At 72.7% G+C, this 18,672-nt stretch carries 4 protein-coding genes; 2 read left to right on the top strand and 2 right to left on the bottom strand.

Going from position 1 to position 18,672, the window contains the following annotated elements; all coding sequences use genetic code 11:
* Positions 1 to 14 precede the first annotated feature (14 nt).
* Together QSK26_RS11060 and QSK26_RS11055 are read left to right on the top strand one after the other, a co-directional pair.
* Entirely contained in the window at positions 15 to 296 is a 282-nt protein-coding gene (locus QSK26_RS11060; protein ID WP_285774954.1) for a metal-sensitive transcriptional regulator, read from the top strand.
* A 308-nt stretch (positions 297 to 604) separates the two neighbouring features.
* The gene (locus QSK26_RS11055; RefSeq protein ID WP_285774953.1) at positions 605 to 2,194 is read left to right on the top strand and encodes an MFS transporter; all 1,590 of its coding nucleotides are present in this window, start codon (positions 605 to 607) and stop codon (positions 2,192 to 2,194) included.
* Between the two features lie 33 nt (positions 2,195 to 2,227).
* Here the strand turns inward: QSK26_RS11055 and QSK26_RS11050 are convergent, their stop codons facing one another.
* On the bottom strand, positions 2,228 to 4,972 hold the full coding sequence (locus QSK26_RS11050) for a hypothetical protein (protein WP_285774952.1): 2,745 nt from the start codon (positions 4,970 to 4,972) through the stop codon (positions 2,228 to 2,230).
* A 76-nt stretch (positions 4,973 to 5,048) separates the two neighbouring features.
* Positions 5,049 to 18,662, bottom strand: coding sequence for a hemopexin repeat-containing protein (locus QSK26_RS11045; protein ID WP_285774951.1), 13,614 nt, complete (start codon positions 18,660 to 18,662; stop codon positions 5,049 to 5,051).
* Positions 18,663 to 18,672: the final 10 nt, after the last annotated feature.

The raw sequence follows: 18,672 nt of genomic DNA, 5'->3' as shown, positions 1-18,672 counted from the left end.
GCGGAGGCGAGGACATGGCCGGATACACTCACGCCAAACAGGACCACCTGCGGCGGCTGCGCCGGATCGAGGGCCAGATCAGGGGCCTGCAGCGGATGGTGAAAGAGGACAAGTACTGCATCGACGTCCTCACCCAGGTGTCGGCCGCCACCCGCGCCCTGCAGTCCTTCGCCCTCCCGCTGCTGGAGGAGCACCTGGCCCACTGCGTCGCCGAGGCCGCGGCGAAGGGCGGCCCCGAGGCCGAGGCCAAGGTCAAGGAGGCGTCCGACGCCATCGCCCGCCTCGTCCGTTCCTGAAAGGAGGCGTCCGAGCCCGCCTCGTCCCTTCCTGACCCGCACCCGCGCCCGGCGGGAAGGGCCCTCCACGCGGAGGGCCCTTTCGGCGTTGTCCGGCGATCCTCGGCGAAGTTCCGGAACGCGCTCTCGCGCCACCTGCGCGGACCGGTCGCGTCCACCGGCCCGTCGCCGGGTTGACACCGATACCCCCCACCCGTACGTTGAATACCACTACCCCCTAGGGGTATCCAATCCTCAGTCGACCACGGCGGGATCGCGGGCCCAGGGCACCGAAGCTGCCGCCCGGTGACCGCTGGGAAGGAATACCGATGTCCAGTCAGGCGCCGGCACGTGCCGGGCGCAGGGAGTGGATGGCGCTGGGACTCCTGGTCCTGCCCGCGTCACTCCTGTTCATGATGCTGACCATTCTGTTCCTGGCGATCCCCGATCTCGCCGCGGACCTGCGGCCCAGCGGCACGCAGACGCTGTGGATCCTGGACGTCTACGGCTTCCTGATGGCCGGGTTCCTGGTCCTGATGGGTTCGGTCGCCGACCGGATCGGGCACCGGAACCTGCTGATGCTCGGCGCCGCGATCTTCGGTGTCGTCTCGGTGCTCGCCGCCCTCACCGAGAACCCGGCGATGATGATCGTCTGGCGTGCGCTGCTCGGCCTGGCCGCCGCCATGCAGATGCCCGCCACGCTCGGCCTCATCTTCACGATGTTCCTGGATCCCAGGCAGCGCGGCGTCGCCATCGGCACCTGGGCCGCGGGCATCTCCGCCGGCGTCGCCCTCGGCCCGCTGCTGTCCGGGCTGCTGCTGGAGGCGTTCTCCTGGCGGGCGACCTTCCTCGTCGCGGTGCCGGTCATGGCGGTCGTCGCCATCGGCGCGCCGCTGCTGCTGCCCCGCCACCACGGCTCCGGCGGCGCCAGGGTGGACGTGTTCAGCGCGATCCTGCTGCTCGCGACGCTGCTGCCGTTCATCTACGGCGTCAAGTCGTTCGCCGCGGCCTCCTCGGCGCTCGTCTCCACCGGGAGCGTCGTGGCCGGCGTGCTCTTCGGCGTCTGGTTCGTCCTGCGGCAGCTCCGCTCGCCGGCGCCGCTGCTGGACGTCCGGCTGTTCCGCAACCGCACGGTCAGCGGCGCGCTGGTGGTCTTCATCCTCTCCGCCACCGGCCTGGGCGGCGTGTACCTGCTGTTCACGCAGTTCCTGCAACTGGTGAAGGGGTTGTCGCCGATCCAGGCCGGGCTCGCGATCCTGCCCGCCGCGCTGGTCCTGATCGTCGTGGCCACCTCCTCCCCGATCCTGGCCCGCCGGATCCGCCCCGGGTACGTCATCGCGGCCGGCCTGGCGATCCAGGTGGTCGGCTATCTGCTGTTCACCCAGATCGGCAGCGCCACCTCCGTCGGGCTGCTGATCGCCGGGTTCGTCGTGCTCTATCCCGCGGTCGCGCCGTCCATGGCGCTGACCACCGACCTCGTCGTGGGGTCGGTTCCGCCGGAGAAGGCGGGCGCCGCCGGGGGACTCGCCTCCACGGTGAACGACCTCGGCATCTCGCTCGGCGTCGCGATCGTCGGCAGCATCGGCGCCGCCGCCTACACCGGCCGGATGGCGGACAGCATGCCGCGGGGAGTGCCGGCCGAGGCCGCGTCCGCCGCGGGCGACAACCTCGACGGCGCGATCGCCGCCGCCGGGCACCTGCCCGCCGACGTGGGCGAGGCGCTGCTGCGGGCCGCCGGGGACGCGTTCGCCGGGGGGCTCAACGCGAGCGCCGCCACCGCCGCCGGGATCGCCGCCGCCGGGGCGATCCTCGCCGCCGTGCTGCTCCGGCACGTCCCGCCCACCGGGGCGGCCACGCCCCCGGCGGAGAGCGGCCCGCAGCCGGCCACGGCGACGGCGAAGTCCGGCCCGGCGCACTGAACCGGCCGGGTGACCGCGGCAGGCGGGCCGCGGTCACCCGGTGGTCAGCCCGATGCGCCTCCGGTAGCTCATGACCGCCTTCCAGACCTTCTCGTGCTCGGCGCGCCTGACGGTCGTGATCCGCTCCACGGCACTCGCCCCGACCTCCTTGAGCTCGTCCGCGGTGGGTTTGAGCAGCGCCATCGCCATGTCGACCAGGTCCTGGTAGACGAGGTCCACCGCCGTGCCGATGTCGGAGTCGGTCGTCCAGCGGGCATCGAACTCCGCCCGCAGGAGGGCGGCCGAGTCGTTCAGCCTCTGCGAGAGGGTCAGAGGGGGTTCCTCGGCGCTTTCGCCGCCGCCGTCGTCGTCGCCCTTGCTCTCCTCCTCGTTCTCCTCCTTGTTCTCGTCCTCGGCGGAGTCGAGGAGTTCCTGCTGCTTGATCTCGGCGGCCTCCTCCAGCGCCCCTTCGTCGAAGGTCTCCTTCAGGCCGCCGTCCTGGCGTTCGGCATGGCCCGCCCGGTCGCCCTCGTTGACCGTGGCGTAGGGCAGCAGGTTGCGGAAGGAGAGGTACGCGGTGGCGGCCGTGGCGACATCGGTCGTCGTCAGCACGGTGAACGCCTCGCCGAACAGCTCGATGAGCTGGCGTCCCTCAAGTTGGTCGATCGGCAGCACGTCGCTGAGCCGGATGAGCGACGACGTGAGATCGGTGCGCACGGCCGCGCGCAGCGCCTCTACCGGCTCCTTCCTCGTGCGGAGTGCCGTATGGACGATGGCACTGGCGTGCTGGCTCTCGATCACCCAGGCCGTCGTGTGACACCCCATGCCCGCCACGCCCTGGGGAGCCGGGGCGCGGCCGTTGATCCTGAGAGGCGCGTCCACCTGGTCGGTGTACTCCACCACCAGGTCGGTGCCGGCCGCGTCGGCCGCCCAGTCGCCGGGGTCGTCCGCCATGGGGATCCCGGGCATGGCGCCGAGCCGGGACCGGACCTCCGCCAGCAGAGGGGCGAGCTTCGCCGGGGTGCCCGTCTTGAAGAAGAGTGCGAACTCCGCCCTGATGGCGCTGTCGAGCTGCACCGCGACGGCGGCCGCCACATCCGCGCCGAGCGTCGTCCCGGTCGGGGCGGGGAAGCCGCTCGCCAGCAGCGAGCGCGGGTACGCGGTGGCCACCGCGCGCAGGTGCTTGTACAGCAGATAGGAGAGCAGGTCGGCCGCGTGGGCCGGGGCGTCGGTGCCGATCTTCGCGACGCTCTCCGCCACCTCCCTGGCGTCCGCGAGCGCGTTCGTGTACAGGGTGGAGTCCATCTCCTTGCGGGCGGCGTTCGCCCGGACGGTGGTGATGCCTCCCTTGCTCACCTGCCCGAGGTTGTTCCGGAGCGCGCCGCTCTTCTGCTCAAGGAGGTTCGCCGCCCGGTAGATCGCATGGAACACGTTCTTCTCGGAGGCGACCGCCTTCGCGTTCTTCGCGGCCTGGTCCACTCCCTCCGCGGCGTCGTAGGTCATGGGGACCTTCTCGGCTATCAGGCTCAGCATGACGTTCAGCTGGTCCTGGACCGCCGTCAGCGTGCCGTACTGCCTGCCGGCCTCGAGAGCCGCGGCGGGGTTCAGCACGTACTCGACGTGCGCGACACGCAGCGCGGCGTCGAAGGCGAACATCCGCCACACCGCGGTGCGCAGCCTTGAGACCTCGGCCGGGGTCGCCGCCGGCGCCGGCGCCGGGGGAGGCGGTGTGCCGCCCGCCGCGACGATCTCCGCCGCCCTCGTCGCGGCCGCCTCCCTGGCCGCCTTCCGCGCCGTCGCGGTCTGGTGCTCGTACTCGACGAGGACGTTGCGGAAGGTGCCCTCGCCGGAGCCCTTGGAACCGCGGTCGGAGGCGGCCGGGACCGTGGCGAACGGCAGGTAGTTCAGATAGGTGAGGTGCTGCGCGACGGCCAGTGCGAGCTCCCGGGTGGCCACCCCGGGATCGGTGGCGGCGTACGCCCGCTCGCAGTGGAGGTGCACCCGGTGTGCGGCGTCCTCCAGCAGCGGCACCCGTCTGATGATGTCTTCCCTGTCCAGCCGGCCCAGTTGCCGCAGCCCGGCGGACGTGCCGCCCAGCCACACCGCGTTCTGCAGCGCGCGGAGAGCCTGCACCGCGTCGGCGACGGGCCTGCCGTGCAGCGAGGCGCGTACCGCGTCCACGACGGTCTGCCAGGCGACCGTGTGGTCGCCCATCCGGCCGGGGAACGGCGAGGGCGTGCGCTGAAGCCGGCTGATGAGGATGCTCTTGACCGTCTTGCCGCCGTCCGCGCCCGCGAGTTCGATCCGGGGGCGCAGGCGGACGGTGGCGCCGGTGGGCAGTCTGTGCGCCTGGACCGTGAGCGTCCCGGAGAACGGCAGGGGGGCCGTGCCTCCGGATGCGCCGCCCGCCGGGCCCGTGGCCGGGGCGCCGCCGGTCGCCGGGGCGCTCGTCGTGGGGCCGCTCACGCCGGTGGTGCGGGTGTCGCGGTCCCGGCCGTCGTCCGCGCCGGTGTCGGCGCCGAGGCCGAGGCCGTCCGAACCGATGCCGGTGCGCCCGAGGTCGGTGGTCAGCGGGCCGGTCCTGCCGCCGAGGCCGCCGGAACCGCTGAGACCGCCGAGGCCACCGAGGCCGCCGAGACCGGTGATGCCGTCGAGCCTGCCGTCGTCCGACGAGTCGGGATCCGTCCGCCTGGTCTTCGTCAGGTCGGTGTCCGGCGGCGGGGAGGTGTCCGGTGACTCCGTTTTGAGGCGTTTGGACCTCCGGGTCCCTGTTTTAAGAGACTTGCCGCGTTTCAGCATCGCCGTTCCCTTTCCCGCCCCCGGCAGGCGTGTCTCTCGTTCGGCACGGTGCGGCCTCTCCTCTCCGGGCGCGCCGTCACCGGACGCCCGCCTTGTAGGTCATCGCCAGACCGAAGCCGCGCAGCGCCTCCCGGTCGCCCTCCAGGACGAAGGTCCAGCCCACGCCCTCGCCGGGCGCGACGCCGAGCCCGGGTGTCGGCAGGTACGCGCCGTCGTTCAACGGGGTACGCGGATCGCCGTTCAGCACGAAACGCGTCCCGCTCCGCCCGGCGAGGTCGTACCGGGGGAAGACGCCGGCGATCTGGCGGCTGTGCATGCCCGGGAACATGTCGGGCGTGAACCTGAGCGTGAGGACCGGCTCCTCGCCGCCCAGGAACGCCGCCCACTCCCGCGGGAAGTCCCTGGCGACGTCGAAGAACCGGGCCGTGGTGTACGGCTTGAGCATCCCCTTCACCGCGTTGGCGAACGGCTCCCCGCCCTGCTCGGCCGTGTACCGCACGATGATCACGACGTCCCGCAGGTCCTCGGGCCGGTCGGCCGACCGCTGGCCGGTGAGGTCCAGCCGCCACGTGGACACCGCCCCCGTGCCCTCGAACGGCAGGTAGCGGTCGTCGTCGAAACGCAGCTCGAACAGGCCGTTGTTCTCCGCGTCCCCCACCTGGGACAGCGCGATCTGCTGGCTGGGCCGCCAGTCGGCGCGCAGCGTCTCCGGCGGCATGCCCTTCGGGTCGAGCAGGTGCCTGACCGCCTTGGGATCGGCGGCCAGCACGGTCTTGTGGCCGATCTGGGTCAGCGTCGCGTGCAGGCCGGGATGCGGCCCGTCCTCGTTGTGGAAGGCGACGGACACCGTGCGGATCTGGCGCCGGTAGTGCCCGGGGAAGTCGTAGTCGTACAGCGCCTCGGTCAGCGCGAACTCGCACGTCCCCGTGCTCTTCAGCCGCAGCAGCGCGACCGGGTCCAGGGCGAGCAGGGACACCCGCTTGGTGATCTCCAGTTTGCGGGTGTCGGAGTCGGTGTACGCCTTGCCCAGCCGTTCGAGGTCCAGGACGAGGGACTCGCCGGCGAGCAGGCCGTTGCGCCTGCTGTCCCAGTACACCGACCGGATGAACTCCTCACCCTCGGGCGCCCCCCGCTCGAACCGGTAGGCCCGCTCGGCCGCCTTCGCCATGTCGTGCGCCATGCCGTACGTCTGGAAGTACATCGACGACAGCTGCCCGGACATCCACTGGTAGAGCTCGGCGCCGCTGAACTTGTCCTTCAGGAACGCGGTGACCGACTCGTTGTGCGCGATCTCCTGGTCGTGCACCTCCAGCTCGCGCCGGGCCATGGCGGCCTGCTGTTCGGCCATGGCCACCTGGTGGCCGGCCTGCACGAGGTCGCTCTTGGCGGTGGTGAGCTGGAACCGCCAGTCCGCCAGCTCGCTCTCGTGCTCGGCGCGCACCCCGAGGAGTTCGCCCAGGACGCTGAGCCCCTCGCCGAGCGACTCCGAGACCTCCGACGCCTTGCCGAGCGATTCGCCGATGTTCTCCCCGCCGTGCATCGTGCCCATGATGAACGGGCCGATGAGCACCTGCGGCGCGCCGTGCGCCACGGCCGAACCGATCTTCAGGCCGCTGGCGACCAGGTGCGCGGCCGAGGCCAGCGACATCATGGCGACCTGCGCCTCCTGGAGGGGGGTCAGGCCGTTCGCGATCAGGTCCTCGTAGTACCGCACCCGCTCGGCCAGCTCGCTCCGCCCGGCCTCGGCCTCGGCGAGGTTCTCGGCGGCCAGCCGTACCTGCGCCTCCCTGATCCCGCGGGTCAGGCCGAGGATCACCTGCTCCTGGGTGGCCTGGAGCAGGGTGAGCTGCTCGGCGTCGCGGCGTTCCAGCACGCCGAGGAGGTCGCCGCCGAAGCCGCGCAGCCGGTCGGCGAGGTCCTGCGCCTTCCTGAACACGAAGCCGAAGCGGTGGTGCGGCACCGGGACCGCCCGGCCGGCGGCGAGCGTCTCCGGCGCGGCCCCGGACGCCACGCCGCGGACCAGCGCCATCGGGTCGACCGGCGGGTCGAACAGCGGCACCGGCCGGCCGACGCCCATGATGTCCAGCGACTGCCGGATCTTGCGCAGCCGGTCCTCCACCCGGTCCCAGTACTCGGCGAACGCGCTGTTCTCCGGGACGTGGAAGTACGGATGGGCGATGCTGCGGTGCACGGCGCCGGGGCCCGCCAGCAGCTTCCCGCCCGCGGTCAGCTCGCGCGCGCCGTTCAGCTCCGCCGGGTCCTCGCCGGTCGGCGCGGGCTCCAGGGCGGCGTAGCGGCGGGCGGGCGGCAGCGGCCGGGGGCCCAGATGGTCGGGCCGCTCGCCGAGGAGGTCGTGGGCGAAGATGTACAGCATCCGCGCCTCGTCCACGCTCTCCGCCGTGTACTGCCGGAACAGCAGGTCGCCCCAGTCGAGCAGGTTGTCGATGTAGGCCATCACCACCGCCCGGCGGTAGGCGACCGGGCGAAGCTGGGCGATGGCGTGCGGGTCGAACGGGTCCTCCCGGTAGGCCGCGAGCAGCCGGCCCGGGTCGCCGAGAAGGTTGTACTGGCCGGTCAGCCCGGAGAGCATGGCGGTCCGCTCGCGCAGGCCGTCCAGCGCGGCCTGGGCCTCCCCGCCGGTGACCCCGCCGACGGCGCGCACGGCGTCGGCGAGGGCCCTGGCCCGGCCGGGCGCGGCGAGCTGCCGAAGGTAGTCGAGGTCCTCGGCGGACAGGTCGCGTTCCTGGAAGGCGGGGGCCAGCTCGGTCAGCCGGGCGAGCACCGGTTCGAGCAGCGCGGAGAGGGCGGAGACGCCGGCGCCCTCCGCCCGCAGCACCTCCAGGTCGTGCGCGCAACTGTCGGCGAGGGCGCGCACGTCGATCGCCAGGAACGGCAGGAACCGCCAGTAGGCGCCCGGCTCGGTCGGATCGAAGACGTACTCGTACCACGTCCGCGCGTCCTCGAACCGCTGGGCGTTGTTGAGCGCCTGCGCGATGAGCAGCGGGCCATGGAAGAAGATCTCCCAGTAGTAGACGCTGTTGGCGCTCTGGAAGTCCAGGTGGGAGCCGGCCGGCAGCCGGTCGGCGGCGACCTTGCCCGCCTGGAGCAGCACGGTGGTCGGATCGGACACCTCGACGCTGAACGCGGGCAGCTCGTCGGTCTCCTGCGTCTCGGGGGCCAGCAGCGCGGCCACCCCGCCGGCCAGCAGCCGCTGGTTGAGCTTGTACGCCGTGCTCGTGGTCAGCCGGACGATCTCGTGCGGCAGCGTCGCCACCTCGTACGGCCGCGGCACGGCCGCCGTCTTCGGATAGGCGACGTACTCCCCGCCGAGGAACAGGTACAGGTCGGACGAACCGTCCAGCAGGCCGGTCAGCGGGCCGGGGAAGCCGGAGGGCAGATCCCCCCAGTTCCCCTCGATCCGGGTGGACGTGGTCACGGTGTCGAGTTCGCGGCCCGGCTGGAGCACGCCGTACCGGTCGCCGCTGAAGACGAACCTGCGGCCGTCGCGGGCGAAGACCGCGTCGACGGGGCGGCGCAGCGGGCGCGGGTAGCCGCGGTCCACGGTGGCGGGCACGGACCCGTCGGCGGCGAGCGTGTAGCGGACGTACTCCCGGTCCCTGGTCAGGTACAGCCGCCCGCCGTCCACGTAGGCCGCGTCCACCGTCCACCAGCGGGTGCCGAGGTCGGCGTTCGGCGTCGTCTCCGTCGTGCCGTCGCGGGCGACCCGCAGGCAGGTCTTCGCCGTGTTGTCGAAGAAGTAGGCGGCTTCGCCGTGGAAGAGGGCGGAGCCCATCCGCTCCCAGCGGGGCAGGCCCTCCTCGTTCCGGGAGAGCTGCCGGGGGTATCCGGCGTCGAGCCTGCCGTACTCCCCGCCGGTGTACCTGACGTACTGGTCGCCGGAGAACAGGTAGGTGTGCTCGCCGCGGACCAGGGTCGCGTCGATGCCGTCCCTGCCGAAGGCCGGCTCGTCGGGTTCGCCGGACCTCTCCCTGACGGGCCTGGCGGACAGCCGCCAGTGCTCGGCGACCGGCCGTAGGGTGCCGAGCGCCCCGGACTGGACGAACCCCTTGCGCTCGCGGGAGAAGAAGTACTCCACGCCGCCGGGGCCGGTGAGGGCGGCGTCGACCCTGGACCACTGGGGCAGGTTCTCGGTGTTGCCCGCCAGGTCCTTCGGGTAGCCGGCGTCGACCGGGCCGAAGGGGGTGCCCGAGTAACGCAGGTACTGGCCGCCGGAGAAGACGTACGTGTGCCCGTCCCGGCGCAGGACGGCGTCCACGACGCCGGTCGAGAGCAGGTTGTTGCCCGCCTCGCCCCAGTTCCCGGCGATCGGCTTTGCGGGCCCCGACTTCGACTTGTCCGGCTTTATGGCGACAAACAGCCGGGTCTCGTTGTTGAAGAAGTACCGCGTCCCGTCGGGCAGCTCGAACGCGGCGTCGATCCGGTCCCACGACGGGAGCCGGTCCTTGTTGGCCTTCAGCGGCAGCGGCCGGACCCCCTCCTCCGGAGCCGGGGTCACCGGGCGGCACAGGAAGCTGCCGCCCTTGTGGTCGATGCTCAGCCAGTGCCGGTCGGCCGAGGTCACCGGCTGGTTGAACCGGACGACGTCGAACTCCTCGACCGCCTCCGCCTCCACGTCGGCGAGGATCTCCGAGACCTGCCCGGGACGGGCGGCCGGCGCCGTCGCGCCGGTGACCGGGACGGCGTACATCTCCGGGGTGAGGGCGAACGCCGTCTCGACCGGCGTCTCCGAGCCTTCCGGCGGCGGCAGCGTGAAGGAGACGATGATCGACTCGTGCTCCACGCCGGACGGCTGGCCGGGCAGCGGCCCGGACCGCACGGACAGCGTGACCTCGGGGATCGGCTCCACCCGCGGCTCGCCCGTGCCGAGCACCTGAGCGGTCACCCACTCCTGGTTCAGGTTGTAGAACGAGTAGTAGATCCTGACCTGGTGCTGCGCCGCCGGGGTGGAGACCTCCTGCGTGTCGCCCTCCTGCCGGGCCACGACGGTCGTGCTGGACGTCCGCTCCGGCGTGACCGGCTCGACCGCGACCCAGAAGACGAACACCCGGTCGAAGGCGTAGATCGGATAGACCTTCTCCGCGTCGATCTGCACGTCCACCTTCAGCCACGGCCCCCACGAGGTGGACAGCCGGGCCCCGTCCCGGAACTGCGCCCGCCGGTAGTAGAACCGGCGCGGCCTGGTCCGGGTGCGGCCGAACAGGACGAGGTCGCGGGTGCCGTCCGCGGAGCCCTCGTAGACGTAGCCGCCGGCGATGGCGAGCCGGGAGACCTCGGTGTACTCGTCGAGATACCGCTTGTACGCCCGCTGCACGGCTTCGGCGGTGATCTCGCCCTGGAGCAGGTCGTTCTCCAGGTCCGCGAACGCGGGCGTCTTGGTGTCCCGCAGCTCCGGCCGGACGTAGTTCTCCGGGTAGAGGAAGACCTTGCGGTTGGCCTCCCAGATCCGGTAGTTGCGCATCCACCCCCACCACGTCTTCAGCCGCCGCCGGACGTCGGACTCCGCCACGCCGTCCGGCACGGCGACCGGTTCCAGGTCCAGGAAGTACCGGTGCAGGTAGAGCTGGGTGGCCGCGATCGCCTCCCGGACGCGTGACGTCCTGCCCCTGGCGCCCATGTCCACGTCGATGAGCAGGTGCTCGAACAGGTTCCGCGACGTGTGCGGCCCGCCGCCGGGCGCGCCCGTGGCCCCGAGGGCGAGCACGGCCGACACCAGCGCGTCGCGCCGCGCCAGGTTCAGCTCGTCGCGCAGCCGCGCCGACACGACCGGCCACTCCTGCGGGCCGTGCCGGCGGGCGAGGAGCTCGGCGAGTACCGCCACCGCCTCGTCGATCCCGTCCGCCGGGGCCGGATCCGCGCCGTGGATCCGCGACCAGACGCCGGTGAACAGCGCGGACGGCCCCGCCCCCAGCCGACCGGCCGCCTCGAACAGCTCGGCCAGCCGCAGCACGGACTCGACCTCGAAACGGTCCTCGGTCCCCGCCGTGTCCGGCAGGAAGCCGCCGTGGCGCTTGACCCACCTGACCTCCTCGGCGTCCCACCCGAAGAGCCCCGCCAGGTGCCGGTAGGGGTCCTCGACCGCCGGCCCGGCGGCCAGGAAGGCGGCGAGCCCGTCGTCCCCGGCCGGTCGGGAGCGGGCCAGCTCGGCGAACCGGGCGATCGCGTGGACGTCGTTCAGCCGGTAGTCGCCGTCGTCGGACCAGCGCTGCCGGAAACGCTGCGGGTACATGCGGTCCACGGCGTCGTACCCGTCGCCCGAGTAGCGGACGTACCGGTCCTCCTTGCACAGGTACGTCCTGCCCTGGAAGACGAAGGCGCCGTCGATCCCGCCTTCGAAGGAGGCGGGCAGGTCGCCCCAGTCGTCCCTGACGGTCCGCGGATACCCCTCTTCGACGTGTTCCACCTCTCCGGGCCGGTACCGGACGTACTGTTCGCCGCGGAAGGCGTACAGGTCCCCGCCCGGCGCGACGAAGACGGCGTCCACTCCCGGCGTGCCCTCGGTGAACGTGTTGCGCACCCTGCCCCACAGCTCGGTCACCGGGGAGACGGTCGACGTCGTCGCGTCCGCGCCCAGGCAGTGCCCGTCCCGGAACAGGTAGGTCCGGCCGTCGGTGCCGCGGAAGGCCGCGTCGATCCCGTCGTGGAACTGCGGCGGCAGCGCCGCGAGACCCAGCTCGGCGGCCAGCGAACCCTCGATGGTGAGCGGGTAGCCCTCGTCCGCGAACTCCCGGTCGGTCCCCGAGTAACGGACGTACTGGTCCCCGGAGAACAGCAGCGTCCCCGAATCCGTGACCAGCGCCGCGTCCACCTTCCCGCGCTCGGCGATGACGTTCCTGACCCGGCCGAGCAGGTCCAGGTCGTAGGTGGCCGCGAGGTCCTGCGACACGACGTGGCAGGTGTCCCCGGTGAACAGGTGGACGTTGCGGCGGCCCGCCACCACGGCGCGCACCACCGGACCCGGCCCGGCGGCGAGCACCACGTCCTCGAACGACTCCGGCAGGTGGGCGAACGGCTCCTCGGCGCGCAGGTTGCCGAGGATCGGCCGGGGGTAGCCGGGATCGGCGTACCGGTACTCGGGGCCGGTGTAGCGCACGTACCGGTCGCCGGAGAAGAGGTACGTCGTGTGCCCCCGGTGGACGAAGGCGGCGTCCACGGTACCCGTGCCGGCGGCGAACGAACCCGACGAACCGCCCCACCGGTCCCGGATCGGCGTCAGCGGCGAGAACGTCCGGCCGGAGTACGCGGCGAAACTGTCGCGGAAGAAGAAGTACGTCGTCCCGTCGGACCCGGTGAACGCGGTCCTCAGCCGGTCGCCCGGTTCGAGGCCGGCGCCGAAGCCGCGCCAGACCCGCTCGATCGGCCGCGGATAGGACCAGGCGCCGGTCCGCTCGTCGCGTTGCAGCACCTCCTCGCCGCGGAGCAGCAGCATCGTGTCGCCCTCGAACAGCACCGCGTCCGGCGCGGTGAACCCCTCCGCGCGGTAGCCGTCCGGGATGTCCCAGAACGTGGAGTCGGTGGTCCGCGGATACCCCGGGTCCGGGGTCAGGTAGTCCTCCCCGGAGTACACCACGTACCGCATCGTCCCGTCCGGACCGGCCGGCTCGAACAGGTGGGTCCGGCCCTCCCGCACGTACGCCAGGGTCACGCCGGTCAGGCCGCCCCAGTGCGCGGCGACGGGACGCGGCTCGCCCTCGGCGGGATCGGCGGCGTGCCGCGCGCCGCCGTCCACGATGAACTGGTCACCGCTGAACAGGTAGGTCCGGCCGTCCTCGCCGACGAAGGCCGCGTCCACGGCGTTGCGGTGGTAGACGTTGTCCCGGGGCCGCCCCCACTCCTCGGCCAGCGGATACTCCCGGTTCAGCCGCACGTTGAAGCACGACGAGCCCTTGAACAGGTAGGTGTTCCCGTCCGCTCCGTGCAGCACCGCGGACAGGCCGGTGCGGAACTCCTCCGGGACCGCGCGGAGGGTGCGCGGCCGGACCTCGGTCTCGGCGCTCGCCACCCCCTCCACGCCGCTGCGGCGGCGCCACCCCTGCGACCCCTCCACCATGAGCGCCCCGTCCTCCAGGAACGCGCAGCCGACCCCGGCCGCCTCCGGACCGTCGTAGACCCGGTGCGCGGAGGCGGAGACGGCGTACACCTTCGACCCCCTGACCAGGTAGGCCGTGCCCCGGTCGGCGAAGGCGGCGTCCACGCCGTCCAAGGTGACCGGCAGCGCGCCGAGCCCGGGTTCCGCCGACAGGGCCGCCACGGCCCGCGGATACCCGTCCTGCACCCTGGAGTAGTCGTCGCCCTCGTAACGCACGTACTGGTCGCCGGAGAACAGGTACGTGTAGTGCCGTACCGTCTCGACCTTCTCGACGGTCTCCTTCACGTCCATGACCAGGGCCGCGTCCACCCTGCCGGTACGGGCGAGGTTGTTGACGACGTTGCCCCAGAAGGGCGCGACGGGCGCCGGGTAGCGGTCGTCCACCCGGGTGTAGTCGCCGGTGGAGTAGCGGGCGTACCGGTCGCCGGAGAAGACGTAGGTCCTGCCGTCCCTGCCGACGAAGGCCGCGTCGACCCGCTCGAACGGGATGCCGTCCCAGTGCTCGCGCAGCGCCCGCGGCTCGGACCACCAGCGGCGCCGGGCGTCGAACACCACGAACCGGTCGCCGGAGAACAGGTAGGTGCGGTCGTCCCTGCCGGTGAACACGGCGTCCACCGTCGTGAACGCCGGGTCGCGGACCAGGGACGCGGGAAGGTTCCACCAGTTGTCGGCGAGCGGCCTGGGGTAGCCGGCATCCGGGGTGGTGTAGTCCCTGGTGGAGTATTTGACATAGAAGGCGGCCTGGCCTGTCTCCGCGGCGTGCACGTCGAGCCGGTCCGCCGCGCGCCTGATCACGAGCCCGATGCCGCCGTCGGCGGTCAGGCGCCACTCGGGGGCCCGCCCCTCGGCGGACGCGTCCTCGGCGAAGGTGATGCCGTGCTCCTGGAACCGGCGGCGCAGCGCGGGGGAGAGGCGCCCTGTGTCCAGTTCCGCCTCGTGCTCGGCGGCCACGGCGAACAGCAGGCCCGCGGCGCCGAACAGGTAGGTCGCGCGGTCCAGCACGAACGACGCGGTCACCCGGCGCAGCCCGCCCCAGTCGCCCGCCACGGCCCGCGGGTAGCCGGAGTCCGCCGCGGAGTAGTCCGGGCCGGAGTACCGCAGGTACCGGGTGCCGCTGAACAGGTAGGTGCGCCCGTCCAGCCCGACGAAGGCCGAGTCCACGGCGCCGCCGGCGAGCACGTCGCCGAGCAGCCCCCAGCGCTGCGCCGTCGGCGCCACGACGGGCTCGCCCGGCGTCAGCGGGACGGGCTCGCCGTCCGGCGTCAGCGCCATGGTCCTGCCGTTCCTGAACAGGTGCAGCCGGCCGGCCCGGTCGGTGAAGGCCGCCTCCAGCGCCCCTTCGAACTCGGCGGGCAGGCCGCGCAGGTGCGTCCCGACCCGCCGCGGATAACCGTCGCCCACGCAGACGCCGTCGTTCTCCACGCTGTCGGTGTAGCGCAGCACCTGGTCGCCGGACAGCAGGTAGAGGGCGGCCCCGTCGGTGTACGCGGCGTCCAGCCGCCCGGTCTCCGCGAGCGTGTTGCGGACCCTGCCCCACGTGCCGGCGATCGGCAGGTCGGTGGCGTCCTCACCGGCGGCCAGCCAGCGGTCCCCGGCGAACAGGTGGATCCTGCCGCCCCCGCCCCACCTGTCCCTGCTGTCCTGGAAACAGGCGTCGATCGACTCCCTGAACGCCTCGGGCAGCGGCGCCGTGTGCCCTTCGGCCTCCCACCATTCGCCGATCCCGCGCGGGTAACCCTCGTCCACCGTGGCGTAGCCGTCGCCCGAGTACCGCACGTACTGGTCGCCGCAGAAGAGGTACGTCCTGCCGTCCTCGTCGACGAACGCGCTGTCGATCCGCGCCGGGGCCGCGAAGTTGTTCCGCACCTTGCCCCACACGCGCTCCCTCGGCGCCCAGCGCCGGCCGCCCGGCCGCCTGGCGAACGCCCGCGATACGCCGTCGGCGCCGTGGCCGACGATCCACTCCTCACCGGACGGATCGGTGAACGCGGCGTCGATCCCGGTCAGCCCGGCGAGTGCGGGAGACCCGGGGGACCTGGGGGACCCGGGAGGCGCTGGGGGGAGGTCGGTGAGCGGCGCGGGCCGGTCGTCCACGAGCGTGTAGGAGCCCGCCGTGTAGGTCCAGTACCGGTCGCCCTCGAACAGGTAGACGCGGCCGTCGAAGCTCTCCAGCAGGGCGTCGAACCGGTCGAGGCCGGGCGGCAGCACCAGCGGCTCGGGGAACTTGCCCACCAGGTCCTGGTCGTGGAAGGCGACGCCGGCCTCCACCGCGGACAGGCCGAGCTTCCCGGCGAGCAGGGCGAACCTGCGGATCCTGCGGTAGGCGAGGCGGTGGCGCGGGTCGGCGGGCACGGCCGCGATCTCCATCTGGTCGGCGGGGGTGTCGTCCCAGGCGGCGAGCGCGGGCGCGACGAGCACCTCGACCGCGTCCGCGGCGCCGCCGGTCACCGCGACGCAGACCGCCTCCAAGGTCGCCGCGGGCACGCCGAACGCGTCCTGCAACACGGTGAACAGCGCCGTCCGCTGCCGCTCGGCCTGCGCTTCGAGGGTCCCGGTGATCTCCGCGATCCCGGCGGAGAGCTCGCCCGCCACGTCGTGCAGCAGGAAGAACACGTCCCTGGCGTAGTCCTCCAGCCCGGACAGGGTGAAGTCCAGCGCGTTGCCGGGGTTGGCGAAGTAACCGAGACGGTCCGGCGGCACCGACAGCCCGCCGCCCAGATGCCCGGCGGCGGCGAGCCGCGCGAGGAGCCGGGGCCGCTCCTCGTCGTCGAAGCCCAGCTCCGTGAGCGCCGCCGGGTCCAGCCGGTAGGGCCGCTCCTCCGTGAGGATCGCCGCGACCCGGCTCCGGATCGTCGCCTCTTCCGCCGCGGTGAACGCCTCCCCGAGGCCGAGGTGTCCCTCCGGGTCCTCGAATACGGCCCGGACGTCCTCGCGCACCCGCCCCGCATCGGTGTAGTCGCCTTCCAGGGCGTCCACGACCCGCTGCGCGGCGGCGTCGTCCGCGATCCAGGTGAAGTCCTCCGCGACGAACGTGGTCAGCCCGGCCCGGAACTCCTCGATCTGCGTCCGCATGGCGTCGAGCACGGCCCGGCGGTGGGGATGGAACCGCGCGGCGATGCCCAGGTCGTCCGGGCCGAGCCCGAGGAGCGCACCCTTGTCGAGGTAACAGGAGTCCTGGTCGAGGTGGCCGTTGAAGCGCAGGCTGTCCAGCAGGACGGCCGTCTCCGCCTCGCCCAGTCTCAGCCCGGCGAAGATCTCCGGGTCCAGTGCCAGCCGCTCGGCCGCGAAGCGCTCGACCCGCTCGCGCAGCAGCGCCAGCACGGCCGGTGCCACGTCGGCGAGGTCCGCGCCCACCTCGAACCTGCCGGCGTTCGCCGGGTCGGCGAAGAACTCCGGCCGCAGGACCTCGCCCGCCTCGTCGATGTACCGGTGGAAGACGAGGTTGTCGTACAGCTCGGCCCGCTCGGCCGCGGACAGCCCGCCGAGGCCGGCCAGGCCGGCGAGGTCGGACGGGTAGAAGGACGCCGGTTCGGCGGGCTCCGCGTCCGCGCCCCGCTCCCCGGCGCCGGCGAGCCCGCGGATCGACGCGAAGAGCGCCTCCCGGTGCTCCTCGAAGCCGGTCGACAGGCTCAGCTCCCCGGTGGAGGCGGGCAGCCGGTCCTCGGCGAGTGTGCCGTCCGCCCGCAGGTAGCCCGCCATGACGAGCGCGGTGAAGATCTTCTCGGTCAGCCGGTCGCCGAGCCCCTGCGCCGTGAAGTCCTCCCTGGCGAGCACCCCGAGGTCGGTGAGCGCGTCGTGGGCCGGGGCGTCGGCCTTCGCCGGGTCGAAGCGGAGCAGCCGCCCGTCGACGGGGGACACCACGCCGTCCTCGTACGCCGTCAGCACGTCGTGCACCACCTGCGACGCCCGCTCGCCGAACCGGGAGGAGACGAACAGGCCCGGATGCAGCGCCGCCTGCTCGAACTCCCGGCACAGCGCGCCGAGCACGTCGAGGTGGAGCCGCTCCTCCTCACCACCCGGCTCCTCGGCCGCCCGCGTGGACGGCCCGCCGAGGATCCGCACCAGCTCCCTGCCGGTGAACCCCGCGGCCTGCGTCCAGCGCACGACGGCGTACAGGGTCTGGGCGAGCCACAACGCGGACGCCGCGTCGGAGCCTTCGAGCATCCGGTAGCAGTCCTCCGCCGGGCCGTCCGTGTCGATCAGGATGCGGAAAGTCGTGTGACCGCGGATCGAGGCGTCGCTCTCCACCGCTTCCAGCACGTCGAACAGCTCGGCGGCGGACACGCCGAGGGCCGCGCAGAGCCGGGCGACCCGGTGCAGCAGCGACAGGGCGGCCAGCCCCATCCCGCCCCGGTCGAACGGGCTGTTCTCCAGCGGGGTCGCGGAATACCGCAGCCGGAACCTGGTGACCGTCTCGGTGATGTCGCTCTCGGGCATCGCCAGGGACCTGGCCACCCTGGCCCGGTACTCCGCGTTGCGCGCCGCCAGGATGTCGCCCGAGCAGGCGAGCACCGCGGGACCTGCGCCCGGCGACGGGCTGATGATCACGCTCGGCGCGGCGCCGGTGACCGCGGGGGCGTTGAAGGTGCGGGAGAAGAGATCCTGCGGCGTCTCGCTCCGGATGCCGACGGTGTCCATCGGGGCGGCCAGGGCGCACACCACGTCGATCGGCAGGTCGTAGACGTCCCGCAGGTAGACGACGACCGCGACGGTGCGGAGCGCGGCATGGTCGATCCGGTTGCCGCAGCAGGTCCGCAGGACGAGATCCAGCTCGGTCAGCGCCAACCCGGTCAGCCGGGCCAGCCGGACGAACCGGTTGACCCGCTCGAACCACTCGGCGGGGACGGGCGCCGAGCCGTCACCCCACACGAGCGCCGTCTCCTCGTCGTCCACCGTCACGCAGACGCCGCCCTGGTGGACGAAGAACGCGGAAGCCTCCGCCCGCCCCGGCTGCCCCGCCTCCTCGCGCGGCGTCACCGGCAGGTGCTGGAACAGCAGCTCCCGCACCTGCGCCCCGGTCAGCATGGTGGCCCGCCGGAAGCCCTCCACGTCGTGCAGCCCGGCGAGCGTCGCCGTCGTCCCGTAACAGGCCAGCACGTCGGCCTCGCCGGTGCGCACCGTGGTCACCATGGCGACGTCCTCGGGCGACAGGCCCAGGAACTCGCGCGCCACGACATCCGGCCGCTCCGGAGAGGCGAAGAGCCGGTAGAACTCCTCGCCCGTGACGCCGAGGTGCTCGAAGTACTTCCTCAGCGTCACGTGCTGGAGGGAGAACGGCATGTCGAAGGGGAACCTGAGCTCCCGCAGCATGGTGTACGGGTCCGCCAGCAGGCCCTCGAGGATCTCGTTGACGATGTCCAGATAGGGCGTCTCCGTGAACGTGTTCTCGGCGTCGAGGGTGATCTCGCGCAGTCCCGGCCGCCGTTCCAGGAGGGTGCCGCCGGTGAAGTTGTCCTCCACGAGCTGGAGCAGGTCGGCCAGGTAGGCGGCCGGGGAGTACACCGACCGGGAATCGTCGCCGGGGCGGAAGTCCAGATCACCGAAAAGCCGCTCGTAGCTCGGTAAGGAACCGTTCGCGCCCACACGATCCTCC

Origin of the sequence: Microtetraspora sp. NBRC 13810 (assembly GCF_030268685.1) — a bacterium.
In the GTDB taxonomy this organism is placed as follows: Bacteria; Actinomycetota; Actinomycetes; order Streptosporangiales; family Streptosporangiaceae; genus BSRQ01.
Note: the sequence above shows the minus strand (reverse complement) of the source record. Positions and strands in the feature narration are given on the sequence as shown.